This is a genomic window from Curtobacterium sp. MCBA15_013, assembly GCF_001865095.1.
In the GTDB taxonomy this organism is placed as follows: Bacteria; Actinomycetota; Actinomycetes; order Actinomycetales; family Microbacteriaceae; genus Curtobacterium.
In genome coordinates, this window is record NZ_MJGQ01000007.1 from 28,002 (window position 1) to 54,908 (window position 26,907).

The following is a 26,907-nucleotide window of genomic DNA, read 5'->3' on the forward strand; positions in this document are numbered from 1 at the left end:
CCGAGACTCGGCCAGCACGACCGCCGGCGCGTCAGACCTTCAGGTAGCGGCGGATCGCGACGAAGGCGGACAGTCCCGCCAGCACGATGCCGATCACGATCACCGACGGCACCACGACGGCCGCGTCCCCCATGCCGATGAACGCCGTGCCCGAGAACCGCTGCGCGAGGTAGTTCCGCACGAAGAACCAGACCACCGCAGTGATCGCGCCACCGGCCAGGACGGCCCCGATGGCAGCGGCGATCACCCCCTCGAGCACGAAGGGTGTCTGGATGAACCGGTTCGACGCCCCCACCAGGCGCATGATGCCGAGCTCTCGCCGTCGACTGAACGCGGACAACCGGATGGTCGTCGCGATGAGCAGCACGGCGGCGACGAGCATGAGCGCCGCGATGCCGATCGCCGTGTACGACGAGGCGTTGAGCAGGTTGAAGATCGGTTGCAGGTACCCGCGCTGGTCGACCACGCTCTGCACGCCGGCGACCTTCGACAGGCTCTCGACGAGGACGTCCGCCTGCGACGGGTTCTTCAGGTTCACCCAGAACGTCTCGTTGAGGTACTCGGGCTTGACGAACTCCGTCGCCGGCGAGTCCTTGAACTGCTGCTTGAACCGGTCGTACGCCTGGTCCTGGTCCTCGTAGTACGTCTTCTCGATGTACGGCTTGAGGGTCGACGAGTCGAGCTGCTCCTGGACCTGCTTGCGCTGGTCGTCGGTGGCCTTGGCCCCCGTGCAGTTGCCCGTGGTGTCGGTGTCGGTGCAGAGGTAGACCGCGACCTGCGCCCGGTCGTACCAGTACCCCTTCATCTGGTTGATCTGCATCTGGAGCAGGATCGCGGTGCCGACGAAGGTGAGCGAGATGAAGGTCACGAGGACGACGGACACGACCATGGACGCGTTGCGCCGCAGGCCCGAGCCGACCTCGGACATGACGAGCCCGAGCCTCATCGGATGATCCCCGGGATGGTCTGGATGCCGGTGGTGTTCGAGACGCCCGCGCGCTGGATCGGCACGGCCTGGGTCTGGTAGCCGCCGGACTGCTCGTCGCGCAGGATCGTCCCGTTCGAGAGCTCGATGACGCGGCGCTGCATCTGGTTGACGATGCTGGCGTCGTGGGTCGCCATGAGCACGGTGGTGCCTCCCTGGTTGATGCGTTCGAGGAGCGCCATGATGCCGGCCGAGGTCGTCGGGTCGAGGTTGCCGGTGGGCTCGTCGGCGAGGAGGATCGCCGGCTTGTTGACGACCGCACGGGCGATCGCCACGCGCTGCTGCTCACCACCGGAGAGTTCGTGCGGCATGCGGGTCGCCTTGCCGGCGAGGCCCACGAGCTTCAGCACGTCGGTGACGGCCTCGCTGATGAAGCCCTTGCTCTTGCCGATCACCTGCAGCGAGAACGCGACGTTGTCGAACACGTTCTTGTTCGGCAGGAGCCGGAAGTCCTGGAAGACCACGCCGAGGTTGCGGCGGAAGTACGGGACCTTGCGCGACGACAGGGCGCCGAGCCGCTGCCCGAGCACGTGGATCTGCCCGCGCGACGGCTTCTCCTCCTTCAGCACGAGGCGGAGGAAGCTGGACTTGCCGGACCCGGACGCGCCCACGAGGAAGACGAACTCCCCCTTGAGGATCTCGAGGGAGATGGCGTCGAGGGCGGGGCTCGGGTTGCCCGAGTACACCTTGGTGACCTGGTCGAATTTGATCATGACCGGATCAGGGTAGGTCGCGTCGCCCGGAAATCAACCGAGGCGCGCGGCTCAGGAATCGTCGGATTGTTTGCGCCAGCGGATGCCCGCGTTGATGAACCCGTCGAGGTCACCGTCGAACACGGCTGAGGGGTTGTTCACCTCGTGCTCGCTCCGCAGGTCCTTGACCATCTGGTACGGCGCCAGCACGTACGAGCGGATCTGGTCGCCCCAGCTCGCCGTGATGTTGCCGGCCAGTTCCTTCTTCTTCGCGTTCTCCTCTTCCTTCTTGAGGAGCAGGAGGCGCGACTGCAGCACGCGCATGGCGGCGGCACGGTTCTGGATCTGCGACTTCTCGTTCTGCATCGAGACGACGGTGCCGGTCGGGATGTGGGTCAGGCGGACCGCGGAGTCCGTCGTGTTGACCGACTGCCCACCGGGGCCCGACGAGCGGAACACGTCGACGCGGATGTCGTTCTCGGGGATGTCGATCGACTCGGTCTCCGGCATGAGCGGGATGACCTCGACCGCGGCGAACGACGTCTGCCGCTTGCCCGCGGCGCCGAAGGGCGACATCCGGACGAGGCGGTGCGTGCCGGCCTCGACCGACAGGGTGCCGAAGGCGTGGGGGGCGTCGACCTCGAACGTGGCGGACTTGATGCCCGCTTCTTCCGCGTAGGACGTGTCCATCACGGTGGTCTTGTAGCCGTGCTGCTCCGAGTAGCGGAGGTACATGCGCAGCAGCATCTCGGCGAAGTCCGCGGCGTCGACACCACCGGCACCGGCACGGATCGTGATGACCGCGGGTCGGTCGTCGTACTCGCCGTCGAGGAGCGTCTGCACCTCGAGGTCGCCCATCGTCTTCTGGATCGCCTTGAGCTCGGCGGCAGCTTCGTCGGCGGAGTCCTGGTCGTCGGCCTCGTTCGCCATCTCGACCAACACCTCGAGGTCGTCGATGCGGCGCTCGGTGTCGGTGATCTTCTTCAGCTCCGACTGCCGGTGCGAGAGCGCGCTCGTCACCTGCTGCGCGTGCTCGACGTCGTCCCAGAGGTCCTGGGCCCCGGCCTGCTCGCTGAGGTCGGCGATCTCACGCTGCAGGCGGTCGACGTCGACCACCGAGCGGATGTTGCCGAAGGTCTCGCGGAGGGCGGAGAGCTGCTCGGTGAAGTCCAGTTCGACCATGATCACCGATCCTACCGGTGCTTCCCAGCCCGGGAGGCGCGGCTCGGCCCCGGTGGACCGGTCAGCGTCCCAGGAGCGGTTCCCTCGACGCCATCCCCGCGGCTCCGGCGCGCGCCACCGCGTCCGGCAGCGCGGCGAGGAACGCGTCGACGTCGGCGTCGGTCGTGGTGTGCCCGAGCGTGATCCGGAGCGCACCGCGGGCGTCCTGCTCCGACAGCCCCATGGAGAGCAGGACGTGCGAGGCCTCGGGCACGCCGGCCTGGCACGCCGAGCCGGTCGACACCGCGACCCCGGCGGCGTCGAGCAGGAAGAGCAGCGAGTCCCCCTCGCAGCCCGGGAACGTGAAGTGCGCGTTGCCGGGGAGCCGGTCGACCGGGTCCCCCATCAGCACCGCGGTGGGCACCGCTGCCCGGACCCCGGCGACGAGCCGGTCCCGCAGTGCCCGGACGTCCGCGTGCGGCATGGAGGCCGCGACCCCGAAGGCCGCCGCTGCCGGGGCGTCCTGCGTCCCGCTCCGCACCTGGCGCTGCTGCCCGCCGCCGTGGATGAGCGGCTCGACGGTCGCACGACGGCCGAGCACGAGCGCGCCGATGCCGACCGGGCCGCCGATCTTGTGCGCCGACACGCTCAACGCGTCGAGCCCGGAGGCGGCGAACGACACCGGTACCTGGCCGTACGCGGCGACCGCGTCGCTGTGGACGGGCACGCCCGCGGCGTGCGCGAGCTCGACGATGCGTGACACCGGCGCGATCGTGCCGACCTCGTTGTTCGCCCACAGGAACGTGACCAGGGCGACGTCCGAGGCGTCGGCGAGCCGCGCCTCCAGGGCAACCAGGTCGACGCGACCCTGTGCGTCCAACGGGACCACGTCGACGACCGCGCCCTCGTGGCGCTCGAGCCACTCGACCGTGTCGACGGTCGCGTGGTGCTCCCCGCCGGGGACGACGATGCGCGGGCGCGGACGGTCCTGCTGCCGCGCCCAGAACATGCCCTTCACGGCGAGGTTGATGCTCTCGGTGCCGCCGGAGGTGAAGACGACCTCGACCGGGTCGGCGTCGAGCGAGGCAGCGACGGCGGCGCGGCCGTCCTCGAGCAGCATCTTCGCCTGCTGCCCCGCGCTGTGGATCGACGACGGGTTGCCGACGGTGCCGAGCGCGGCGGTGAACGCGGCGAGCGCCTCCGGCAGGATCGGCGTCGTCGCGGCGTGGTCGAGGTAGACCGGCATCTGCACCCCCTGAACGAGCGTTTCCAGGATACTCGTCGGTCCTCGTACCCTTGGTGCCATGCACGAGACGGCGATCGACGAGACCCCGGGGTTCCTCCTGACCGCCGACGTCCCGCGGTTCTCGGTGCGGTCGGCGACGGCGACGGCCGTGTCGGTCGTGGTCGACGGCCGCGGCACGTTCCCGCTGACGCGGTCCGGCGACGTCTGGGCAGGTGCCGTGCCGGGAGCCGAACCCGGGGACACGTACCACCTGCTCGTGGACGGTCCCGCCGGTCCGCGCGACGAGTTCGACGCGGTGCGTCCGCTGCTCGACCCGTACGCCCGTGGGATCGTGCGCGGCGCCGGACCACGCTGGACGGGTGTCGTGGTCGACGACGCGTTCGACTGGGGCGGGGTGGTGAAGCCGACGACGCCGCTCGACCGGGTCGTCGTCTACGAGGCGAACGTCCGGACCCTGACCGCGACGAACCCGGCCGTCCCGGAGGACCTCCGCGGCACGTACGCCGGCGTCGCCCACGAGAGCACCATCGCGCACCTGCACCGGATCGGCGTGACCACGCTCGAGCTGCTGCCCGTGCACGCCTTCGACACAGAACGGTGGCTGCGGGACGCCGGACGCGAGAACGCCTGGGGCTACAACACGCTCGGGTTCTTCGCGCCGCACGCCGCCCACGCCTCCCCCGGCGCGCGGGCCGCGGGCGCCTCCGCGGTGCTGCGCGAGTTCAAGGGCATGGTCCGGCTCCTGCACGCCGCCGGGATCCAGGTCGTCCTCGACGTCGTCTACAACCACACCGCAGAAGAGGGCCTCGGCGGCCCGACGACCTCGCTCCGGGGCATCGACGGGGCGAACCGCTACCGGTGGACCGCCGACGGCGCCTCGTACTACGACACCACCGGCTGCGGCAACACCCTCGACACCTCGGTCGAGGCCACGGCCGACCTCATCGTCGACAGCCTGCGCTACTGGGCGCGCGAGGTGCAGGTCGACGGGTTCCGGTTCGACCTGATGGCGGCGCTCGGCCGCGACGCCGACCACGTGTTCGACCCGTCGCACCCGCTGCTCGAGCGGATCCGGAACCACCCGGACCTGCAGGACACCCTGGTCATCGCCGAACCGTGGGACGTCGGACCGGACGGGTGGAAGACGGGCTCGTTCGGCGCGCGGACGAGCGAGTGGAACGACGGCTTCCGGAACACCGTGCGGCAGTTCTGGCTCACCGACATCGCCGAGGAGCGCCGCCACGGCGCCCCCGCCACCGGCATCGGCGCGCTCGCCGGGGCCCTGACCGGCTCGCGCCACCTCTTCGACACCGCACGCGGGCCGCTCGCCGGCATCAACTTCGTCACCGCCCACGACGGCTTCACCCTGCTCGACCTGGTGTCGTACGACGGCAAGCACAACGAGGCGAACGGCGAGGAGAACCGCGACGGCTCGAACGACAACCGCTCGTTCAACCACGGCATCGAGGGCGACACCGCCGACCGCGGCGTGCGGGCGGCGCGGGGCCGGTCGATGCGGAACCTCGTCGCGACGCTCATGCTCTCCGCGGGCGTGCCGATGCTCACCGCCGGCGACGAGCGGAGCCGGACGCAGCACGGCAACAACAACGCTTACGTGGTGTCCGAGGACCTCACCCCGGTCGACTGGTCGGACGACGAGGACGCCGAGGCGATGACCGAGGCCGTCTCCGCACTCGCACGGCTCCGCGCCGCGCACCCCGCCCTCCGGCCGACCCGGTTCGGCGTCGAGGGGCAGGAGACCCCCGGTGCGTCCCGGATGTCCTGGTACGGGCCCGACGGTCACCCGATGACGGCCGAGGGGTGGGACCAGCCGATCCACCGCGCGCTGCAGTACTTCGTCGAGTCGACGCCGGAGCACGAGCCGTTCGACCGCGTCCTCGTGGTGGTGCACGGCAGTGGGCGCACGCGGGACTTGACGCTGCCCGTGCGCGAGGACGTGCTCGGGTACCGGCTCGCCTGGTCCAGCGAGAAGCACCGCGACCACGAGCGGCTCCGGCCCGCGGGTCAGGTGTTCACGGCGTACGGACCGGGCATCCACGTGTTCGAGATCGCCTGACGGCGGCCCGTCCAGGAGGCGCGGGTCGGCTCCGGCACGACGGTCGCGCGGTGCTCCTCCACAGCGCCACGGCGCGCCCGGGTCTCCACGGACGGCACGTTCCGGGGAACGCGGAGGCGCTCGCCGGGTAGCGTCGGCTCCGTGGCCACTGCAGACCGACCCCGCCGACCGAAGATCGGGCGCATCCCGATCACCGAGCTCGCCCCCACGACGCCCAACGGGTTCCCCGGCAAGGCGTTCGACGGCGAGGTGATCACGTTCGGTGCGACCGTCTTCCGCGAAGGGCACGGTGTCATCGGCGCCGACCTCGTCCTCGAACGACCGGACGGCGGCACCAGGACCGTCCCGATGGTGCTCGTCGCCCCGGGCACCGACCGCTACGAAGCGACCGTCCAGGTCGACCACACCGGTGTGTGGACGTGGCACGTCGAGTCCTACGCCGACGACTGGTCGTCCTGGCTGCACGGTGCCCGCCTGAAGATCGCCGCGGGCGTCGACACCGAGGCCACCCTGCTCGATGGGGCGGCACTCCTCGACCGACTCGCCGACGAGACCGACTCCCCCGCCGCCACGCGTGCGGCGGCGCGCATCCGCGACACCGACCTCGACCCGGCCGAACGACTCGCCGCCGTCGACGACCCGCGCATCACGGGCGAGGTCGAAGAAGCGCCGCTCACCTCGCTCCGGACGCACTCGCCCACGCAGTTGCTCGACGTCGAGCGCACCCGCGCCGGTGTCGGCGCCTGGTACGAGTTCTTCCCCCGCAGCGAAGGCGCGAAGAAGAACCCCGACGGCTCGTGGAAGAGCGGCGACTTCCGCACCGCGGCACGACGGCTCCCGGGCGTCGCGCGCATGGGCTTCGACGTGGTGTACCTCCCGCCGATCCACCCCATCGGCACGACCGCGCGCAAGGGCCCGAACAACACGCTCACCCCCGGCCCGCACGACCCCGGCAGCCCGTGGGCCATCGGCGGCCCCGACGGCGGGCACGACGCCATCCACCCGGACCTCGGCACCGAGGACGACTTCCGCGACTTCGTCGAGACGGCGAAGAACACCGGGATGGAGGTCGCGCTCGACTTCGCCCTGCAGTGCTCGCCCGACCACCCCTGGGTCACCGAGCACCCCGACTGGTTCACGGTGCGCGCGGACGGCTCCATCGCCACGGCCGAGAACCCGCCGAAGCGCTACCAGGACATCTACCCGATCCAGTTCGACACCGACCCCGAGGGGCTCGTCGCCGAGGTCCTGCGGGTCCTGCGCCACTGGATCGCCCTCGGCATCCGGATCTTCCGCGTGGACAACCCGCACACCAAGCCGCTCTGGTTCTGGGAGCGGGTCATCCGCGAGATCCGCGACGAGCACCCCGACACGGTGTTCCTCGCCGAGGCGTTCACGCGCCCGGCGATGATGCGCGCCCTCGCCGAGGTCGGGTTCCAGCAGTCGTACTCGTACTTCACGTGGCGGAACTCGAAGGACGAGATCGCCGACTACTTCGACGAGCTCTCGCACGAGACGAGCGCGTACCTGCGTCCGAACCTGTTCGTGAACACGCCCGACATCCTCACCGAGTACCTGCAGTTCGGCGGCCGCGCCGGGTACAAGATCCGTGCGGCGCTCGCGGCCACCGGTGCGCCGACGTGGGGCATGTACTCCGGGTACGAGCTGTTCGAGGACGTCGCACGCCCCGGGTCGGAAGAGAACATCGACAACGAGAAGTACGAGTACAAGCCGCGAGACTTCGCCCTGGCCGAGGCCGAGGGCGCGAGCCTGGCGCCGTACGTGACGATGCTCAACCGCTTCCGGCAGGCACACCCGGCGCTCCGCCAGCTCCGGAACCTGCACGTGCACGACGCCGAGGACCCGGCGATCGTCGTGTACTCCAAGCACCTGCCCGGACGGTTCATCCGCTCCGGGCGCGACGACACCGTGATCGTCGTCGCGAACGTCGACCCCCACTCGGCCCGTGAGACCACGGTCCACCTCGACCTCGCCGCCCTCGGCCTCGACCCGGAGCAGGCGTTCGACGTCCGCGACGTCGTGACCGGCCAGCGCTGGGTCTGGGGATCGTCGAACTACGTCCGCCTGGACGCGTTCCAGGAACCCGTGCACCTGCTCGTCGTGGAGGGACCCCACCGATGACCGACACCCACCCCGAGGACGACGCACCGACGGCAGCGCCGAACGACCGGGGGCAGGGGCCGAGCGTTCCGCCGGTGCCGCCGCCTCCGCCGCCCGTGCTGCCCCGCCGCATGCCAGCCGACACCCCGCGCCCGACGCACCCGGCACAGCACGTCGCACCGGAGACGCCGGCAGCCGGAGGACCGCGTCCGTCCGCTTCCCCGGAGCCCGCGACCCCCCGCTACGAGCCGCGTGTCTCGGCGCCCGGCGAGGACCTGCCGGGTGCACCCCCCGCCCGACGGGAAGCGCCGGACCGCGACGTCGCCGAGTCGGCCACGCTCGCCGGGCACGCGTCCGACGCGGCCCACCCGCGCCACGTCACGGTCGAGGCGGTCGAGTCCGTCGATCGGTCCGCGGCCGCCGGTGACGGCACAGGAGGCGCGACCGGCGTCACGACGTCGGCCGACGCGGGCGACACGGACGGCCCCGGCGACGGGGCGGACGCGCCCACCAGCGAAGGCGGCAGCCCGCTCGCCGCGACGAGCGAGGCGGGGTCGATCCGCGCCTCCCGTCCGACCGACACCACGCCGGAGACGACCGGCCCGCGCCCCGCCCCCGTCGAGGAGTGGCTCCGCCAGCAGGTCGCCGAGGCCCGCTGGTCCCAGCCCCACGACGTCCTCGGACCGCACCCCGTCGACGGCGGCACGAGCGTCCGGGTGGTCCGCCACCTCGCGACCGCCGTCCGGATCGTCCGACCGGACGGCGACGACGTCGAGCTCACGCACGAAGGCGACGGCCTCTGGGCCGGCGCGACCCCCGGAGAGCTCGGACGGTACCGGGTCGAGGCCGACTACGACCCGGACCCGTCGACCGACAGCGACGACATCACCTGGACGACCGACGACGCGTACCGGTTCCCCCCGACGATCGGCGAGCTCGACCTGCACCTCTTCGGCGAGGGCCGTGACGAGCAGCTGTGGCACCACCTCGGCGCGCACGTCACCACGGTCGACGGCGTGGACGGCGTCTCGTTCACGCTCTGGGCCCCGCGGGCGACCGCAGCCCGGGTGATCGGTGACTTCGAGGGCTGGGAAGGCCGCACCACCGCGATGCGTCGTCTGACCGACCTCGGTGTCTGGGAGCTGTTCTGGCCCGGCGCCCTCGTCGGTCAGCGGTACAAGTTCCAGCTCCTCACCGACTCCGGCTGGGTGGAGCGGGCCGACCCGTTCGCCCGCCGGACCGAGGTCCCGCCGCTGACCGCCTCCGTGATCGACGAGTCGCACCACGAGTGGTCCGACGGCGACGCGCAGTGGATGGAGCACCGGGCACGGACGACCACGCACGACCGTCCGATGAGCGTCTACGAGGTCCACCTCGGTTCGTGGCGTCCGGGGCTGTCCTACCGCGAGGTCGCCGACCAGCTCATCGGCCACGTCCAGTACACGGGCTTCACCCACGTGCAGTTCCTGCCGCTCGCCGAGCACCCCTTCGGCGGATCGTGGGGCTACCAGGTCACGGGCTACTACGCCCCGACGGCCCGGTTCGGCTCCCCCGACGACCTCCGGTACCTCGTCGACCGGCTGCACTCCGCCGGCATCGGCGTGATCATGGACTGGGTCCCCGGGCACTTCCCGAAGGACGAGTGGGCCCTGGCGAAGTTCGACGGCTACGCGCTGTTCGAGCACCCGGACCCCCGCCGTGGCGAGCAGCTCGACTGGGGCACCTACGTGTTCGACTTCGGGCAGCCGCAGGTCCGCAACTTCCTCGTCGCGAACGCGCTCTACTGGCTCGAGGAGTTCCACATCGACGGGCTCCGCGTGGACGCCGTCGCCTCGATGCTCTACCTCGACTACTCGCGCACCGAGTGGCTGCCGAACATCCACGGCGGACGCGAGAACCTCGAGGCGATCTCCTTCCTGCAGGAGACGAACGCCACCGCGTACAAGCGCTACCCGGGCATCGTGATGATCGCCGAGGAGAGCACCTCGTGGCCGGGCGTCACGCAGCCGACCAGCGCGGGCGGTCTCGGGTTCGGCCAGAAGTGGAACATGGGCTGGATGCACGACACCCTGCAGTACATCGAGCGCGACCCGGCGTACCGGAGCTACCACCACGACGAGATCACGTTCTCGTTCGTGTACGCGTTCAGCGAGCAGTTCACCCTGCCGATCAGCCACGACGAGGTCGTGCACGGCAAGGGATCGCTCTACGGCAAGATGCCCGGCGACGAGTGGCAGAAGCTCGCGAACGTGCGGGCCTACCTCGCGTTCATGTGGGCGCACCCCGGCAAGCAGCTGCTCTTCATGGGGCAGGAGTTCGCCCAGCCCAGCGAGTGGTCCGAGGCACGCGGGCTGGACTGGTGGCTCCTCGACGACCCGGGGCACCGCGGTGTGCAGGACCTCGTGTCCTCGCTCAACCGGGTGTACCGCGAGACGCCGGCGCTCTGGACGCACGACGCCACGGCCGAAGGCTTCGAGTGGATCGAGGGTGGCGACGCACCGCACTCGACGCTCGGGTTCCTGCGGAAGGACGGCGACGACCGGCTCGCGGTGTTCGTGAACTTCTCCGGCGTGCCGGTCGAGCGACGCTTCGGGTTGCCGGCGGCCGGTGCCTGGCACGAGGTCCTGAACACCGATGCCGCGGAGTACGGCGGGTCGGGCGTGGGGAACCTCGGCGTGGTCACGGCCGAGGACACCCCGTGGGCGGGGCGTCCGGCGTCCGCGCACCTCGTGGTGCCGCCGCTCGGCGCGGTCTGGCTGAAGCTGGCGCGCTAGCCCCGCGCACACGACGGACGGGAGGCGCGGTGCTCGCTGGCACCGTGCCTCCCGTCCGTCGTGCGGTCGCGTCCCGGACGCGACCACGACCGCGGCGCAGGACCACGGTGTGGAACCACGAAACCGACGTCGAACCAGGGTGCGACCGTGGTTCGACGTCGGTTTCGTGGTTCGACGCTCGCGTCGGCGCTCAGTACAGCGCGCTCGCCAGACGCCGGCGCGCGGCGACCACGCGCGGATCCTCGGTGCCGATCAGCTCGAAGTACTCGACGAGCCGCACGCGGAGCGCCTCGCGCTCGTCCCCGAACACCGTCGGGACGAGGTCGAGCAGCCGGCCGAACGCGTCGTCGACGTGCCCGCCCGAGATGTCGAGGTCGGCGACCGCGAGCTGCGCCTGCACGTCGGAGGGCCCGGCGGCCGCAGCAGCCCGGATGTCGTCCGCGGTGCGACCGTTCAGCCGGTCGAGCAGCGACACCTGTGCGAGCCCGGCGACGGCCATCTGGTCGTGCGGGTCCTGCGCGATCGCGGTCTTGTACTCCTGGATCGCGGTGGCGTAGTCGCCATGCTCGATCGCGTCGTACGCGGCCTGGTGGTGCGGCGGCAGCGGCTCCGGCTCGGGCTCGCCCTGCTCGACGGCGTCGGCCGGGGCCGCTCCGTCGACCGTGACGCGGCCGGAGACACCGTTCTCGGCGGCCGCGGCCAGGACCTGCTCGTAGACGTCGCGGACCTGCGCCTCGGGCAGCGCCCCGACGAAGAGCCCGAGGGGGCGTCCGCCGATGAGCGCGGCCACGGTCGGGATCGACTGCGCCTGGAACGCCTGCACGAGCTGCGGGTTCGTGTCGGCGTCGACCTTGGCGAGCAGCACACGGCCGTCGTACTCGGCGGTGAGCTGCTCGAGGATCGGCGAGAGCTGTTTGCACGGCCCGCACCACTCGGCCCAGATGTCGACGATCACGGGGACGATCGTGGAGAGCTGCAGGACGTCCTGGAAGGTCTGGTCGGTGACGTCGAGGACGAGCGACGGGACGGTCAGGTCGGCACCGGTCTCGCTGCCGGGAGCACCGGCGGCGACGCCGGACCCGGGGCCGCCGGCAGCGGCCCCGCCGGGCTGGGGCGGCCGCTGGGCGCGGTCCACCAGGGACGACAGGTCGACGGCTCCGCGGAGACCGGACGGGGTCGGGGGGACGTTGGTCATTGCACCTCACTCGCTGCTGTCAGGCCCTGCGTGAACCCGAGCAGGACCACTTTGTCATCGGTGCCCACCGGGGGCACGTAGAAGAGCAGCTGCACACCGTAGGTCGCGCTGATGCCCTTCGTGCTGGAGTCGACACCGGAGAGCGCCTTCACAGCACCCTCGGTGTTCACCTCGGCGCCGGCCGCGGTCGGCGTGACCTTCTCGACCTCGTTCAGGTCGGCGGACACGAGCGCTCCGGCGCCGTCCGTCGCGATCGCCACGGCGCTGTCGTCGGGGACCTCGGACGAGTACTCGATCTTCGCGGTGTCCGGCAGCGACTCGGACTTCTTGTCCTTGTAGGCCTTGCCGATGGTCGACCGGAGGCCGTCGCCGTCCGCCTGGAACAGCGACGCGTACGAGCTGTCCTTGTCCTTCGAGAGGATGTCGCCGTACGCCTTCGCGATCTCGTCGGGCGCGATGGCGAGCAGCTTCGTGTTCGACGCGAGCAGGGCGGCGCCGATCGACGTGGGCGCGAGGCTCGGGATCTTCGCCGCGGCCTCGAGCGAGACGTCGTAGGCGACCTTGTAGTCGTCGCGGGCGGAGTCCTGCACGAGCGTCAGCGCCTGCGGGGCCGACTTCGCGTCGCAGTCCTCGGCGACGACCGCGAACACGGTGCGCGGCCACGAGTCGGTCTGCTGCGGCAACGCCACGCACACCTGCTCCCCCGAGATCGTCGGCGGGGCGTCGACGTCCGAGTCCTTGCCGCGGATCGTGTAGTTCGCCGCGCGCAGGTCGAGGGCCGCACCGGTGAAGCGCTGCTCGGCGAGCTTCGCGTCGCGAGCGTCGTCGGCACGCTTCGCCACGTACGCGACCCGCTGGACGATCCGGGTGATCTGCTGCTTGGTGGCGGCGGTCGGCTCGGTCTGCGCAGCCGTCCCGGTCGCCGTCGCGGTGGGCGTCGGGCTGGCCGCGGACGCCCCCTGCGGCCAGTAGTCGGACGAACAGCCGGCGAGACCGAGGGCCCCGACGAGCAGGACCGGGATCGCCACGAACGCCCGGCGGCCACGACGACCGCGGACCGGTACCTGGGCGCCGGCGGCCGCGGCACGGCGCGAGGCACGCACGCGCGGCGGACGGGAGCCCCCGCTGCGGCGGCGGGGACCGCGACCACGACGCTGGTGCACGAACGCCCAGACGAGCAGGACGATGCCGCCGACCAGGAACACGCCACCGGCGACGAGGAGCGGACCGACCGACGGCGTCGCGGTGTCGCGCGGCCACGTGACCGAGACGTCGCTCGGGGCCGCGGCCGTGCCGTCGCCGACGATGATCACGCTGACGTCCTCGGGCAGACGGACGGTGAACTGTCCGGCACTGTCGTACTCCTGGTACCAGAGGTCGCTTCCCGCGGGGTCCGGCACGGTGGACTCGGAGCCGGTCGTGCGGCCGACGAGCTTCGCCTGCTCGGCGTCGAACCGCATCGTCGTGTGCTTCGCGTCGCCGATCCAGGCGTCGACGTCGCTCGTCTTGCCGTAGGCCGCGAACACCTTGCCCGAGCCGGAGACGTTGATGCGCTGGTAGCCGGGGTTGGCGTTGAGCGTCGAGCCCGGGATCACGGTCACCGGGGCGGAGCTCTTCGAGGACGATGCCGCGACGAGCGACGACGGTGGCTCGAACACGGTCCGCTGGCCGACCGCGAGGGCGACGAGCAGCAGCCCGATGACGAAACTGACGATCGCCAGGACGAATCGCACGGATCTTCTCCCTACCGCGCCGGGGTGGGGGTGTCGGCGCGCGAATCAGCGCTCCAGGATAGCGAGGGAGTCTGGACGGCGCATCCCCCACCGCTGTCCGCGGTCACAGCCCACCGTCTCCGCACGCCACTACAATCGTGCCGGGCCTTCCCTGTGCCCTCCGCCGAGCACCCAGGAGCGAACACGTGGCGAACGACGAGGCAGAGTTCGGGACCGAGCTGCGCGGGTACCGCCGCGAAGACGTGGACCGCTCGCTGAACGATCTGCGCCGTGAGCTCATCAAGTCGAACAACGACCGGGCCGACGCCGCGAAGGAGATCCGCCTCCTGCAGGCGCGCGTCTCCGAGCTGCAGGGCGAGCTCGACGAAGCCGGCACCCCCACGTACAGCGGACTCGGCACCCGTCTCGAGTCGACCCTCCGCGTCGCCGAGGAACAGTCCACGCGGCTCATCAGCCAGGCCGACATCGACGCGCAGCGGCTCCGTGCCTCGAGCCGTGCCGAGGCCGACCGCACCCTGCGCGAGGCGCAGGACGAAGCCCGCGACACGCTCGAGGACGCCCGCACCCGGTCGACGAACGAGCTCACCCGTGCCCGCGCCGAGTCGGCCGACACCGTCGAACGCGCCCGCGCCGAGGCCGGGCTCCTGACGCAGGACGCCCGCAACGAGGCCGCCGCGATCCGCGGTGCCGCCGTGACCGAGGCGGCCGAGGTCCGCTCGGTCGCGATCCGCGAAACGAACGCGCTGCGCGCCCAGGTCGAGCACGAGGTCGCCGAGCTCCGCGAGATCACCCAGCGCGAGTCCGCCGAGGCCCGTCGCGCCGCCGCCGACCTCGACCGCGAGACCGAGCACCGCCGCAGCGTGTTCGAGGCCGACCACGCCCGCCGTGTCGAGGACCTCGACCGCGACGAGACCACCCGCCGCGACGCACTCGAGCGCGAGATCGCCGAGGGTCGCGCCGCCTGGCACCGTGAACGCGACGACGAGCAGCAGGCCCACGCGCTCGAGCTCGAGACCGGACGCGCCGACCTCGCCGCCGAGGTGGACCGCCGTCGCGCCGAGCTCGACACCGAGCTCGCCGACCGCCGCCGTGTCCTCGACGAGGAGCTCGCGGCCGCCCGCGCCGAATGGGACCGCGAGCTCGCCTCGGCTCGCGCCGCGCTCGAGCAGGAGATCGAGGCTGCACGCGCCCAGCTCCGCGTCGACGAGGAGCAGACCCGCGCCGAGAACGCCCGGCTGGTGCAGGAGACCGCGGACCGCATCGCCCGCGAACTCGACGAGCACGCAACGCGCATCGAGCGGGAGCGCGCCGAGGCCGAGGCGACCGCGGAACGCGCCGCCCGCGAGCACGAGAACGAACTCGCCGCCCGCCGCGAACGCGAACACGCCGAGGTCGACACCGAGATCGCCGACCGCCGCACCGCCGAGCTCGGCACGCTCGAGGCCGAGCGCACGGCGCTCCGGCAGGAGATCGACACGGCCCGTGCCGACCTCACCCGCGAGCGCGACGAGGTCCGTGCCGAGATCGCCCGCGAACGCGACGAGGCCCGCACGACCCTCGAGTCGGAACTCGCCGCCCGACGCGACGACGCCGAGCAGGACTACCTGCAGAAGCACCACGACACCGTCACCGAGACGCAGAAGTACCTCGACGAGGCGAACCTGCAGCTCGCCGAGGCGACGCGCCGCGCGACCGAGGCACGCGAACGGGCCGAGCGCCTCCAGCAGGAGGCCGACGACCTCGAGCGCTCCAGCACCTCGGACGCGCAGGAGCACGCACGCACGATCGTCGCGGACGCCCAGGACCGCGTGCACAAGATGATCGCCGACGCCGAGGAGCGCACCGCCGGCATCATCGCCGAGTCCGAGGACCGCCTCGCGGCCATCCGGACCGAACGCGACGCCGTCGCCGGCTACCTCGAGAACCTCCGCGGGGTCCTGACCAACGCGACCGGCCTGCTCGGCACCGCACCGTCGGTCGACACCGCGGAGCCGGCCGAGCTCGTCATCGAGCCCGACGACGAGTCGGTCACCAACGACGCGACGGTCACCGACGACGAGGACGCGACCACGCGCTGAGCGTCGGCCGGTCCAGGAGGCGCGACCCGCGCCTCCTGGACCGGCCCGCGTCGTCGACGCGACCCGTTCCCCGCGACCCGGCCCGTCCGTCAGTCGGCGACGTGCGTCGGCAGCGGTGCACTGCCCGGCACGACGAGGTCCGCGATCGCGTCGAGCACGATCCGGACGTACTTCTCCCCCACCCAGAGGTGCTTCGCCCCCTCGACCGGGACGACACGGACGTTCGGCGCGTTGGCGAAGCGCCGTGACGCCTCGTCCGGCTGCAGGAAGTCGTCGTGCTCGGGGACGAGGGCCACGACGGGGACGGACACCCCCGCCCAGCGGGCGATCTCGTCGTCGGTGGCGCGGTGCAGCGGCGGCGAGAGCAGGACGACACCGGCGACCCGGCCGGCCTCGACGTGCTCGAGCGCGTGCTTGAGGATCACCTCGGTGCCGAACGACCACCCGACGAGCCACGGTGTCGGCAGACCGCGGTCGACGACGTCCGTGACGGCGGCACGCAGATCGAACCCCTCGGAGACGCCGTCGCCGAAGACGCCCTCGGACGTGCCGCGCGGGGACGTCACCGAACGGAAGTTGAACCGGAGCACCGCGATGTCCGCGAGGGCCGGGAGCCGAGCCGCCGCCTTCTTCAGCACGTGCGAGTCCATGAAACCGTGCGCGGTCGGCAGCGGGTGCAGCGTCACGATCGTGCCGCGAGCAGCGTGCTCCAGCGGCTCGGCGAGCTCACCGACCAGGGTGAGGTGGTCGTCCGTGACGAGCTCGATGTCGGTGCGTCGGGCCGGCAGCTCGGTGTTCGACCGGATCTCGGTGGTCATGCGATGCTCCAGCAGTGGTTGTGCCAGTGGCGGCGGGACGCCAGGTCGGCCTCGTCCCCGAGGACACCGTCGGCACGCCAGACGACGACGTGCGCCACGCCGGGCAGCACCGTGCCGCCGCAGCCCGGGCAGATGTACTCCTTCTGCGCCGAGGCGGCGGAGATGGGCTGCACGAGGTACTCACGGCCGCGGCGCACCTCGGTGCGCTTCCACGAGCTCATCATCCGGTCGAGACCGGTCGGCTCGTCGTCCTGCTCGGGACCGCGGCCCCGAGGGCGTCGCGGCCGGTTGCTCCGCGGCACCTGCGTTCAGCCGATCAGTACCAGTTGTTCGCGACGCTGTGGCCCCAGGCACCGCACGGCGTGCCGTAGACGCCGGAGATGTAGTTGAGGCCCCAGGTGATCTGCGTCGCCGGGTTCGTCTGCCAGTCAGCGCCGGCCGTGGCCATCTTGCTGCCGGGGAGCGCCTGCGGGATGCCGTAGGCACCGCTCGGGTTGTACGCGTTCACGCGCCAGCCCGACTCCTTGTTCCAGAGCGAGACGAGGCAGTTGTACTGGTCGGTCCCCCAGCCGCGCGCGGCCACCATCTCCTGCGCGATGGCCTGGGCGCTGCCCGGGTCCGGCGTCGCAGCGGTCGCCGCGAGGGTGTTCGAGGCGCTCACCGAGGCGGTCTCGTCCGTGGCGGTGTCCGCGTCGGCATCCGTGGTCTCGGTCTCGGTCTTCGGCTTCTCGACGACCTTGGGCTTCGGGAGCGTCACGCCGTACGCGTCGCGGGAGACGTCGAACGCGGCGTAGGTGCCGTGCGCCGTGTACTCCTGCGGGGCCGCCGGCGCCTTGACGAGCACCGGAGCGGAGACCGCTGCCTGGGCCACGTCGGGCTGCAGCGGGTTGAACAGCGAGCCGACGACGATGCCGGACACCGCGAAGAAGGACAGCACCGGCACTGCAGCGCGCTTGCGCACGAAGGTGTTCATGCTCTGCGGGGACGACGACGGCTTCGCGGCTGCGGCGACGGCGCGGGCACGACGCTGCTTGACGATCCGAGGGTCGGCAGGGGTGGCGGGCACCGCGTGGGCGACCGACGCCTGCGCGTCCGTCGTGTCCGACACGCGGTTCGCCGCGACCGACTTGGGGGCGACGGCCGGAGCGGTCGGCACCGATGCCGTGACCACCGTCGGGTTCGCCGGGAGGACCGAGTTCTCCGCCGTGCGGGTTCGGTTCAGTGCCGCGCGGCGCTCACCGGCGGCCGTGAGGCCGAGGTGCTCGCGGGTATCGCGGTCGGAGCTGATGTCTGCCGTGTGCCTGCCCATGAGTTCGACCATGATAACGGAACGATCACGGAAAGCGAAGCACCCGCCACCAGCGCGTCGTCAGCGGACAGCCAGCATGACCTCGACGACGGCGTCGAGCAGCGCGTCGACCTGCGCTTCGCGGTAGCCGCCGTGCTTGGGTCGGAAGACGATCGAGCGGACCTCGGTCAGGCTGAGCGGCTTGCCGTCGCGGAAGTAGCCCTCGAGCCGCTTCGCGAAGGCGTCGACGTCCTTCGGGTGGTACCCGGTGCCGAGGAAGCTGACGCGACCGAACCGCTGTCCGTCCGGACGCTCGAGACGCGCCACGACGTCGGAGGCCTTCGACCGGGCTTCGGCGTACCAGGCCTTCTGCCCGATGTCCGCGATCTCCCGCTCGCGCTCACGAGCCGCGAAGGCGTCTTCGAGCCGTTCGAGTGCGGCGTCGACGTGTGCGGTGGAGTAGCCGCCCTTGCGCATCGAGAAGGCGGTGGCCCGGATCTTCGCGGCCTCGATCGCCGGAGCGGTGTCGTTCGCCGTGTAGGCGCGGCGGGCGTCCTCGAGGAAGCGCTCGACCTCGTCGACGTCGTATCCGAGGGCGGAGCGGTCTGCGTTCGGGAAGGTGGTGGCCACGGCGACATTCTGCCAGGACCGGACCATGGTGTGACCTGGACGCGCTGGGGCGTGGGCCAGGGGTCCGTTCAGTGGTTGACGACGAGGTACAGCACGTAGGCGACGGCGGCGGACGGCAGGATGCTGTCGATGCGGTCGAGGAGTCCACCGTGCCCGGGCAGGAACGACGAGATGTCCTTGATGCCGAGGTCGCGCTTGATCATCGACTCGGTCAGGTCGCCGAGCGTGGCGGACCCGGAGATGAGCACGCCGAGGATGATGCCCGTCCACCAGGGCAGCCCGAGCATGAGCCACGAGACGAGGATGCCGACGATGATGCTGGCGGCGACCGAGCCGGCGAAGCCCTCCCACGTCTTCTTCGGGCTGATCCGCGGCGCCATCGGGTGCTTGCCGAGGTTGAGCCCGGTGGCGTACGCGCCGGTGTCGACCGCGACGACCACGAGGATGAAGCCGATCACCCAGAGCTGCCCGCTGGGCTGTGCCGCCAGCAGCACGACGCAGGCGCCGAGGAGCGTGATGTAGGCCTGCACGAACAAGCCGTTCGTGAGGTCCCGCACCACGTTGCCCGCGGCCGGCTTCGGACGCGCGATCGCGACCTCGACCAGGCGCCAGAGGCTGATGAACACGATGCCGCCGAGGAGCGTGAACAGCGCCGGGATCTGACCGCCGATGAACGCCGCCGGCACGATCGCCACACTCACGATGACGCTCGGGATGCGCGGCACGTCGCGCCCGGCGAACCGCATGGCGCTCGCGAGCTCGTAGACGCCGACGCCGAGCAGGAACGCCCCGACGACCATGAACGACGGCTTCCAGATGAGCAACGAGCCGAGCATCACGACCGCGAACGCCAGGGCGATCCCGATCGCGGCCGGCAGGTTGCGTCCGGTGCGTGCCGTCAGCGCCTCGTTGCGGGCGCCGAAGTCGGCCTTCCGCTGCCGGAGCTGCGCCTCGAAGTCGGTGCGTGCGGCTCGTGCGCGCGCGTCGAAGTCCTGACGCAGCCCCTTGGCGGAACGCTTCTCTGCTGTGGGGCGGTCACCGCCCTGGTCCGGACGGTGCATCAGACCTCGAGGAGTTCGGCTTCCTTCTTCTTCAGCGAGTCGTCGATCTGGTCGACGTGCTTCTTCGTCAGGGCTTCGAGGTCCTTGTCGCCACGGGAGATCTCGTCGTCCGAGATCTCGCCCTTGAGCGCGTCGAGGTCGTCCTTGGCCTTGCGGCGGATGTTGCGGATGACGACCTTGTGGTCCTCGCCCTTGCTCCGGACGAGCTTGACGAACTCCTTGCGGCGGTCCTGCGTGAGCTCCGGGATCGTCACGCGGACGATGTCACCGTCGTTCGTCGGGCTGGCGCCGAGGTTCGGGAACGTCGCGATCGCGCGCTCGATCTCCTTGAGCGCCGTCTTGTCGTACGGCGTCACGATGAGCGTGCGGGCCTCGGGGGTCTGCAGCGACGCGAGCTGCGCGAGCGGCGTCGGCGTGCCGTAGTACTCGACCGGGATCTTCTGGAAGAGCGCCGCGTTGATGCGGCCGGTGCGGACGGTCGAGAAGTCGTCCTTGGCGACCTCGACCGCCTTCGCCATCTTCTCGGTGGCTTCGGTCAGGACATCACTGATCACGGTGTTACTCCTTCGGTACTGGCGTCGAGTCTAGTCAGCGGACGGGGTCAGTTGCTGACCACCGTGCCGATGCGCTCGCCCCGGATCGCGGCGGCGACGTTGCCGTCGCCCTCCATGCCGAAGACGTGCATCGGCATGCCGTTGTCCATGCAGAGCGAGAACGCGGTGGCGTCGACGACCTTGAGGCCCTTCAGGAGCGCGTCCTGGTAGGTGACGTGGTGGAGCTTCTCCGCCGTGGCGTCCTTCTTCGGGTCCGCCGTGTAGACGCCGTCGACGCCGTTCTTGGCGACGAGGACCTCTTGCGCGTCGATCTCGAGGGCACGCTGCGCGGCGACCGTGTCGGTCGAGAAGTAGGGCAGGCCCGCTCCGGCACCGAAGATGACGATGCGCCCCTTCTCGAGGTGCCGCTCGGCGCGCCGCGGGATGTACGGCTCGGCGACCTGGGTCATGCTGATCGCCGACTGCACGCGCGTGGCGGCTCCGGCCTGCTCGAGGAAGTCCTGCAGCGCGAGGGCGTTCATGACCGTCCCGAGCATGCCCATGTAGTCAGCGCGCCCGCGGTCCATGCCCCGCTGGGAGAGCTCGGCACCGCGGAAGAAGTTCCCGCCGCCGACAACGATCGCGACCTCGACCTCCTGCGCGGCGACCGCGATCTCCTTCGCGATCGTGCTGATGACGTCCGGGTTCACACCGAGCGAACCGGCACCGAACGCCTCCCCCGACAGCTTCAGCAGGACCCGGCGGCGTCCGGTCTTCTCGTTCGTCATGTGGTCGCACCCTTCGTCGAATGTCTCGTGGGAATCTACCCGGCCGCAGCCGGTCCGGCGGAGGCGGGTCGCGCCTCCAGTCGGTGCTCGCGCGTGTCGGCGCGCGAAAACGGGGCCCGGAACCTGGTGGTTCCGAGCCCCGTCACGGGTTCGTTACGCGCCGACCTTGACGCGGGCGAAGCCCTGGATCGTGATGCCGGCGTTCTCGGCGGCCTTCGCGACGGAGATCTTGTTGTCCTTCGCGTAGTCCTGGTCGAGGAGCGCGACCTGCTTGCGGTAGGCGTTGAGGCGACCCTCGACGATCTTCGGCAGGGCGGCCTCCGGCTTGCCCTCCTCGCGCGTGATCGCCTCGACGGTCGCGCGCTCCTTCTCGATCGCCTCGGCCGGGATCTCGTCCCGCGTGAGGTAGGTCGGGTTCGCGAACGCGACGTGCTGCGCGATGGAACGGGCCTCGGCCGCGTCGGAGCCCGAGTAGGCGATGACGACGGCGATCTGCGGCGGGAGGTCCTGGCTGGTCTTGTGCAGGTAGACCTCGAAGGCGTCGCCCTCGACACGGGTGACCGTGCGGAGCGCGAGCTTCTCACCGAGCGCGGCGGCGGCCTCGTCGATGACCTCGGCGACGGTCTTGCCGTCCAGCGGCGCGGCGTTGCCGGCCTCGACGTCGGCAGCACCGGCGGCGGCGACCGCGGCGACGACCTTGTCGGCGAGGGTGGTGAACTTCTCGTTCTTCGCGACGAAGTCGGTCTCGCTCGCGAGCTCGACGACGGTCGCGGCGCCACCGTCGGTCGACGCGACGACGACACCCTCGGAGGTCGCACGGTCGTCGCGCTTGGCGACGGCCTTCGCGCCCTTGATGCGGAGCAGCTCGACGGCCTTGTCGTAGTCGCCGTCGGCCTCGACGAGCGCGGTCTTCGCGTCCATCATGCCGGCCCCGAGTTCCTCGCGGAGCTTCTTCACGTCAGCAAGGCTGTAGTTGGCCATTGACTGGAGTCCTTTCTGGACTGAGCGTTTGTGGAGAGTGGAGCAGGGGCGCCGGACCGATCGGCCCGACGCCCCCGATGGTCACTCGGCGGGGGTGGTCTCCGCAGCGGCCTCGGCCTCGGCCGTCGGCTCTGCGTTCTTCGCGTCGTCGGCGATCGGCTCGCCGATCTCCTTCGCGGCGACCTGCGCGTCAGCGTCGTTCTCTTCGACCGGGGTCTCGGCCTCGGCGGCGGCGGGCGTCGCGGTCGCAGCGGCCGGCGCGGCGGTCTCGCCACCGAGGAGCTCCTGCTCCCACTCGGCGAGGGGCTCGGCCGCAGCCTCGTCGTCGCCACCGTTGTGGCGGGTCTTCAGGCCCTCGGCCGCGGCGTCGGCGACGATGCGGGTGAGGAGACCGACGGAGCGGATCGCGTCGTCGTTGCCCGGGATCGGGTACGTGATCTCGTCGGGGTCGCAGTTGGTGTCGAGGATGCCGATGATCGGGATACCGAGCTTCTGCGCCTCGTCGACGGCGAGGTGCTCCTTCTTGGTGTCGACGATCCAGAGCGCGCTCGGGGTCCGCGTGAGGTTGCGGATACCACCGAGGGTCTTGTGGAGCTTGTCCAGCTCGCGCTTCTTGATGAGGAGCTCCTTCTTGGTGAAGCCCTTCGTCGTGTCGTCGAAGTCGATCTCCTCGAGCTCCTTCATGCGCGCGAGGCGCTTGGAGACCGTCTGGAAGTTCGTGAGCAGACCGCCGAGCCAACGCTGGTTGACGTACGGCTGGCCGACGCGGGTCGCCTGCTCGGCGATGGAGCCCTGGGCCTGCTTCTTGGTGCCCACGAAGAGGATCGTGCCACCGTGCGCGACCGTCTCCTTGACGAAGTCGTACGCGCGGTCGATGAAGGCCAGCGACTGCTGCAGGTCGATGATGTGGATGCCGGAGCGCTCGGCGAGGATGAATCGCTTCACCTTCGGGTTCCACCGACGGGTCTGGTGTCCGAAGTGGACGCCGCTGTCGAGCAGCTGGCGGATGGTGACGACGGCCATGTGCCGTCCTCCTTCTGTCTTCTCGGCGCGCAGCCGTGCTCTCGCACGTCGCTGCGGACCTGTTGCGGTTGTGTCGATCACGACCGTCGGTCGTGGTCCCTGGTGCCCTGGCACGCGACCGCCCGCTCGTGAGAGCGAGACCGATGGTCGGGTGCCGCGCCGGTGACGGCGCTGTGGACACGCGAAGTCAGCGCGCCGGAGCGCACTGCTGAGGAGATGCTAGCAGACGGTGGACGCACAGGAGGCGCGGTGCGGGTCGGACCCGCACCGCGCCTCCTGGACGGTGGTGACGCTGGTGCGTCAGGCCTTGGCGTCCACCGTGTCGCCCTCGGCCGTGATGCCCATCTCCTCGAGGGAGCGGCCCTTGGTCTCCGGGATCTTCGCGATGACGAAGAACAGGGAGAGCAGGGCGAACAGCGCGTAGATGCCGTAGGTCACGGTCAGGTTGAAGCCGGACAGGACGGGGAACGTGATGGTGACGAGGAAGTTCGCGATCCAGTTCGCCGCGGACCCGATGCCGAGTGCGGTCGCACGGATGCGGTTCGGGAACATCTCACCGAGCAGGACCCACATGAGCGGACCCCACGTGGCGCCGAACGACACGACGAAGAGGTTCGCGAAGATCAGCGCGATGACGCCCCACGCACCGGGGAGGTTCGGCTCGCCGTTCACGATCGTCGCCTGTGAGAACGCGATCGCGACCATGAGCAGCGACACGAACATGCCCGTCGAACCCGCGATGAGCAGCGGCTTCCGGCCGAGCTTGTCCACCGTGAAGATCGCGATGAAGGTGACGGCGACGTTCACGACCGAGGTGATGGTCGAGATGAGGAAGGACTGGTCCTCCTTGAAGCCGACCGCCTGCCAGAGCGTCGTCGAGTAGTAGAAGATCACGTTGATGCCGACGAACTGCTGCAGCACCGCGAGGATGATGCCGACCCAGACGATCGGCTGGAGTCCGAAGCGGTTGCCCCGGATGGAGCCCTTCTTCTCGCTGGCCTCCTTCTTGATGCCGTCCTGGATCTCCTCGAGGCTGGTGTTCACCGTGTCGCGCGGCACGATCTTGCCCATCACCTCGCGCGCGTCGTCCGTCCTGCCCTTGGCGAGGAGGAAGCGCGGCGATTCGGGGAGCGTGATGGCGAGGACGCCGTACACGACCGAGGGGATCACGCCGACCAGGAACATCCAGCGCCACGCGGCGAGGCCGAGCACCTGCTCCGAGGCGCCGCCGGCGGTCACCGCGAAGAGCTGGTCGGACAGGAGCGCGGCGAAGATACCGAGCGTGATCGCGAGCTGCTGGAACGAGGCCAGGCGACCGCGGATGGCCTTCGGCGAGACCTCGGAGATGTACGCCGGCGCGATGACCGACGCGGTGCCGATGCCCAGACCGCCGACGAGGCGCCAGATCACGAGGTCCCAGGTGGCGAACGCGAACGCGCTGCCGATCGAGCTCACGAAGAACAGGACGGCGGCCCAGAACATGACGCGCGTGCGACCCCAGCGGTCCGCGAGGCGGCCGGCGAAGTAGGCACCGAACGCGCAGCCGATGAGTGCCGAGGCGACGGCGAAGCCGCTTGCGGCCTCGGACAGACCGAACTCGCCCTTGATTGCCTCGACCGCACCGTTGATGACGGACGAGTCGAATCCGAAGAGGAAGCCGCCGACCGCTGCCGCGATGGCGAACAGCGTGACCTTCCCCTTGAAGGCACGGTCTTCGCCGTGCTGCGTTGTCGCGTTCGACACGATGCTCCAGGTTTCCCGCCGCCGTGCGGGATGCTGCACGGTGCCCCGGCGGTCGGCTGGTTCGCCGTCCGAGCGGCGTTGCGTGTTCCGGAGCGGCCCCGACTGTACTCCCGGATCGGGCGCGGGGGCCAACCGGGCGCGCGGGGCGGTGGGTGGCCGGTTGGTGCGATCCACGAGTCTTTCGACATTCCGCGCGTCGAACCGCTGGTGGAGTGTCGCATTGCTCGTCCGGATCGCTCCCGCTTCCCCTCCACGGTCCAGGAGGCGCGGATCACCGTCCACAGGACGGGTCACCTCCGGCGCGGTCGACGCCACGCACCGCGATGCTGGGCGGATGTCGTTCCGTCACCTGGGCCCAGTCGTCGTCGTGTTCCTGCTGCTCCTGTGCCCACTGCAGCACGGGATCGACTCCCGTGCGACCGGGTCACCCATCGCCACGTCATCGCCGGTCCGGAACGACGTCGCCCGTGACCGCCCGACGCCTGCGTCGGCGGAGGCACCGTGGGTGTGGCCGACCGGTAGCCGGGTGGTCGGCCGGCCGTGGGAGGCCCCGGCGGACGACTACGCAGCGGGCCACCGCGGGATCGACGTCGGGGCACCGATCGGGACCGTGGTGGTGGCCGTCGACGACGGGACGGTGACGTTCGCCGGGCAGGTCGCCGGACGGGGGGTCGTGACGATCGACCACGGCGGCGGGCTCCGGAGCACGGTGGACTCAGTCGCGCCCGGGGTCGCGACGGGAGACACCGTGGCGCAGGGTGACGCGGTGGGCACGGTGTCGGTCGGCCACTGTCCGGCAGCGGACCCGTGCCTGCACCTGGGCGCACGGCTCGACGACCGGTACGCCGATCCGACGCCGTACCTGCCCGCGGCGGCGTGGCCGGTGCTGCTGCCCGAGACCGCCTGGACGGGGTGAGTCCGGTCAGGCGCGGGGGTGGGCCGTCCGGTAGACCTCGCGCAGCCGTGCGGAGGAGACGTGCGTGTAGATCTGGGTCGTCCCGAGGCTCGCGTGCCCGAGCAGCTCCTGCACGGCACGGAGGTCCGCTCCCCCGTCGAGCAGGTGCGTCGCCGCCGTGTGCCGGAAGGTGTGCGGACCGCTCGGGCCCTCGCCCGGCAGGTCCTGCAGGAGCCGAGCGACGATCCGGTACGCGCCACGGACGCCGAGCCGACCGCCGCGGTCACCGAGGAACAGCGCGTCCGCAGCCGGCGCGGCGTTCCGGGCACCGCTGACCGCCGCGTGGCCGTTGCCCGCCGCGCGGCCATCGCCCGCCGCGCGGCCATCGCCCGACGCGCGGCCATCGCCCGCCGCGTGGCCGTCGCCCGCATGCGCGCTGGCGAGCAACGCCGGGCGACCACGGTCGAGCCACGCCTCGAGCGCGTCGCGTGCGGGCACCCCGAACGGCACGACGCGCTCCTTCCCGCCCTTGCCGAGCACCCGGACGGTCAGCCGGCCCCGGTCGAGGTCGCGCACGTCGATGCCGACGAGTTCGCTCACCCGGATCCCCGCCGCGTACAGGAGTTCCACGACCGCGAGGTCGCGCAGCGCGCCGGGATCGTCGGTCGCAGCCCGAGCGGCCAATCCGTCGAGCATCGTCCGGACCTGGTCGGACGACACCACGCGCGGGAGGTGCGACGCCCCCTTCGGCGCCCGGAGCCGCACGCCCGGGTCGGACGCGATCCACCCGGACTCGCTCGCCCACCGGGTGAACGCCCGGACCGACGACGACCGGCGAGCGATGGTGGACCGAGCCAGGCCCCGGTGGTCGGCGTCCCACAGCCAGTCGCGCAGCAGCTCGAGGCCGAGGTCCGACAGCCGATCGACTCCGCGGGCGGTGGCGAACGCGACGAACTGCTCGAGGTCGTTGGCGTAGGCGCGGACGGTCTGCTCGCTGAGCCCGCGGCCGTGGCGGGCGTGCGCGAGGAACGCGTCCACCGCCACTGCGAGCCGTTCCCCGGTGCGTTCCGTCACCCGCCCAGCGT

Annotated in this window: 22 protein-coding genes; 5 read left to right on the forward strand and 17 right to left on the reverse strand. The window is 71.1% G+C overall.

Translation table 11 applies throughout. The features are described 5' to 3' along the window. Nucleotides 1–31: 31 nt before the first annotated feature. The 4 genes from ftsX to BIV01_RS05405 all read right to left on the reverse strand — a co-directional run bounded on the left by ftsX (nucleotide 32) and on the right by BIV01_RS05405 (nucleotide 4,084). Nucleotides 32–946, reverse strand: a complete 915-nt coding sequence (gene ftsX / locus BIV01_RS05390; protein ID WP_070416381.1) for a permease-like cell division protein FtsX — start codon at nucleotides 944–946, stop codon at nucleotides 32–34. Further along, nucleotides 943–1,698 carry a cell division ATP-binding protein FtsE gene (ftsE, locus tag BIV01_RS05395; RefSeq protein WP_070416382.1) on the reverse strand — a complete coding sequence of 252 codons (756 nt, stop codon included), beginning with the start codon at nucleotides 1,696–1,698 and terminating at the stop codon, nucleotides 943–945. The genes ftsX and ftsE overlap by 4 nt, the downstream gene beginning before the upstream one ends. Nucleotides 1,699–1,749: 51 nt before the next feature. Then, nucleotides 1,750–2,859, reverse strand: a complete 1,110-nt coding sequence (gene prfB / locus BIV01_RS05400; protein ID WP_070419094.1) for a peptide chain release factor 2 — start codon at nucleotides 2,857–2,859, stop codon at nucleotides 1,750–1,752. Nucleotides 2,860–2,920: 61 nt separating this feature from the next. Next, the gene (locus BIV01_RS05405; RefSeq protein ID WP_071302200.1) at nucleotides 2,921–4,084 is read right to left on the reverse strand and encodes a cysteine desulfurase family protein; all 1,164 of its coding nucleotides are present in this window, start codon (nucleotides 4,082–4,084) and stop codon (nucleotides 2,921–2,923) included. A gap of 58 nt (nucleotides 4,085–4,142) precedes the next feature. Here BIV01_RS05405 and BIV01_RS05410 point away from each other — a divergent pair, with 58 nt between their 5' ends. The 3 genes from BIV01_RS05410 (at nucleotide 4,143) to glgB (ending at nucleotide 11,056) form a co-directional block, all read left to right on the forward strand. Beyond that, complete coding sequence (locus BIV01_RS05410) at nucleotides 4,143–6,161, forward strand: glycogen debranching protein (RefSeq protein WP_071302154.1); 2,019 nt, start codon at nucleotides 4,143–4,145, stop codon at nucleotides 6,159–6,161. Between the two features lie 141 nt (nucleotides 6,162–6,302). Next, entirely contained in the window at nucleotides 6,303–8,303 is a 2,001-nt protein-coding gene (locus BIV01_RS05415) for an alpha-1,4-glucan--maltose-1-phosphate maltosyltransferase (RefSeq protein ID WP_175473641.1), read from the forward strand. Next, nucleotides 8,300–11,056, forward strand: a complete 2,757-nt coding sequence (glgB, locus tag BIV01_RS05420) for a 1,4-alpha-glucan branching protein GlgB (protein WP_254791781.1) — start codon at nucleotides 8,300–8,302, stop codon at nucleotides 11,054–11,056. The genes BIV01_RS05415 and glgB overlap by 4 nt, the downstream gene beginning before the upstream one ends. A gap of 190 nt (nucleotides 11,057–11,246) precedes the next feature. Here glgB and BIV01_RS05425 read toward each other — a convergent pair whose 3' ends face one another. Together BIV01_RS05425 and BIV01_RS05430 are read right to left on the reverse strand one after the other, a co-directional pair. Next, entirely contained in the window at nucleotides 11,247–12,251 is a 1,005-nt protein-coding gene (locus BIV01_RS05425) for a tetratricopeptide repeat protein (RefSeq protein ID WP_071302155.1), read from the reverse strand. Further along, nucleotides 12,248–13,984: a hypothetical protein gene (locus tag BIV01_RS05430; protein ID WP_071296164.1), complete on the reverse strand. Its 1,737-nt coding sequence runs from the start codon at nucleotides 13,982–13,984 to the stop codon at nucleotides 12,248–12,250. Before BIV01_RS05430 ends, BIV01_RS05425 begins: the two co-directional genes overlap by 4 nt. 185 nt (nucleotides 13,985–14,169) lie before the next feature. Here BIV01_RS05430 and BIV01_RS05435 point away from each other — a divergent pair, with 185 nt between their 5' ends. Beyond that, nucleotides 14,170–16,062, forward strand: coding sequence for a hypothetical protein (locus tag BIV01_RS05435; protein WP_071302156.1), 1,893 nt, complete (start codon nucleotides 14,170–14,172; stop codon nucleotides 16,060–16,062). An 89-nt stretch (nucleotides 16,063–16,151) separates the two neighbouring features. On the opposite strand, the gene BIV01_RS05440 is transcribed toward BIV01_RS05435, so the two are convergent. The 10 genes from BIV01_RS05440 to BIV01_RS05485 form a co-directional block, all read right to left on the reverse strand. Then, a complete protein-coding gene (locus BIV01_RS05440) occupies nucleotides 16,152–16,880 on the reverse strand; it encodes an alpha/beta hydrolase (protein ID WP_071302157.1) in 729 nt (242 codons plus the stop codon). Continuing rightward, nucleotides 16,877–17,182 (reverse strand): hypothetical protein, encoded by a 306-nt coding sequence (locus tag BIV01_RS05445; RefSeq protein ID WP_070416388.1) that lies wholly within the window; start codon nucleotides 17,180–17,182, stop codon nucleotides 16,877–16,879. Before BIV01_RS05445 ends, BIV01_RS05440 begins: the two co-directional genes overlap by 4 nt. A 14-nt stretch (nucleotides 17,183–17,196) precedes the next feature. Next, nucleotides 17,197–18,201: a transglycosylase SLT domain-containing protein gene (locus tag BIV01_RS20185; protein WP_254791782.1), complete on the reverse strand. Its 1,005-nt coding sequence runs from the start codon at nucleotides 18,199–18,201 to the stop codon at nucleotides 17,197–17,199. 48 nt (nucleotides 18,202–18,249) lie between these two features. Further along, nucleotides 18,250–18,798 (reverse strand): DivIVA domain-containing protein, encoded by a 549-nt coding sequence (locus BIV01_RS05455; RefSeq protein WP_070419098.1) that lies wholly within the window; start codon nucleotides 18,796–18,798, stop codon nucleotides 18,250–18,252. A 68-nt stretch (nucleotides 18,799–18,866) separates the two neighbouring features. Beyond that, the gene (locus BIV01_RS05460) at nucleotides 18,867–19,859 is read right to left on the reverse strand and encodes a phosphatidate cytidylyltransferase (RefSeq protein WP_175473642.1); all 993 of its coding nucleotides are present in this window, start codon (nucleotides 19,857–19,859) and stop codon (nucleotides 18,867–18,869) included. Next, nucleotides 19,859–20,413 (reverse strand): ribosome recycling factor, encoded by a 555-nt coding sequence (gene frr / locus BIV01_RS05465; RefSeq protein ID WP_070416389.1) that lies wholly within the window; start codon nucleotides 20,411–20,413, stop codon nucleotides 19,859–19,861. Before frr ends, BIV01_RS05460 begins: the two co-directional genes overlap by 1 nt. Before the next feature lie 47 nt (nucleotides 20,414–20,460). Beyond that, nucleotides 20,461–21,180: a UMP kinase gene (pyrH, locus tag BIV01_RS05470; protein ID WP_070416390.1), complete on the reverse strand. Its 720-nt coding sequence runs from the start codon at nucleotides 21,178–21,180 to the stop codon at nucleotides 20,461–20,463. A 153-nt stretch (nucleotides 21,181–21,333) separates the two neighbouring features. Beyond that, entirely contained in the window at nucleotides 21,334–22,161 is an 828-nt protein-coding gene (gene tsf / locus BIV01_RS05475) for a translation elongation factor Ts (RefSeq protein ID WP_071302158.1), read from the reverse strand. A gap of 81 nt (nucleotides 22,162–22,242) precedes the next feature. Beyond that, complete coding sequence (rpsB, locus tag BIV01_RS05480) at nucleotides 22,243–23,184, reverse strand: 30S ribosomal protein S2 (RefSeq protein WP_070416392.1); 942 nt, start codon at nucleotides 23,182–23,184, stop codon at nucleotides 22,243–22,245. A gap of 300 nt (nucleotides 23,185–23,484) precedes the next feature. Beyond that, entirely contained in the window at nucleotides 23,485–24,927 is a 1,443-nt protein-coding gene (locus BIV01_RS05485) for a sugar porter family MFS transporter (protein WP_071296160.1), read from the reverse strand. A gap of 334 nt (nucleotides 24,928–25,261) precedes the next feature. Between BIV01_RS05485 and BIV01_RS19665 the strand changes: the two genes are divergently transcribed. Continuing rightward, nucleotides 25,262–25,843 (forward strand): M23 family metallopeptidase, encoded by a 582-nt coding sequence (locus BIV01_RS19665; protein ID WP_083413779.1) that lies wholly within the window; start codon nucleotides 25,262–25,264, stop codon nucleotides 25,841–25,843. Nucleotides 25,844–25,849: 6 nt separating this feature from the next. Here the strand turns inward: BIV01_RS19665 and BIV01_RS05495 are convergent, their stop codons facing one another. Then, nucleotides 25,850–26,896: a tyrosine recombinase XerC gene (locus tag BIV01_RS05495; protein WP_071302159.1), complete on the reverse strand. Its 1,047-nt coding sequence runs from the start codon at nucleotides 26,894–26,896 to the stop codon at nucleotides 25,850–25,852. Nucleotides 26,897–26,907: the final 11 nt, after the last annotated feature.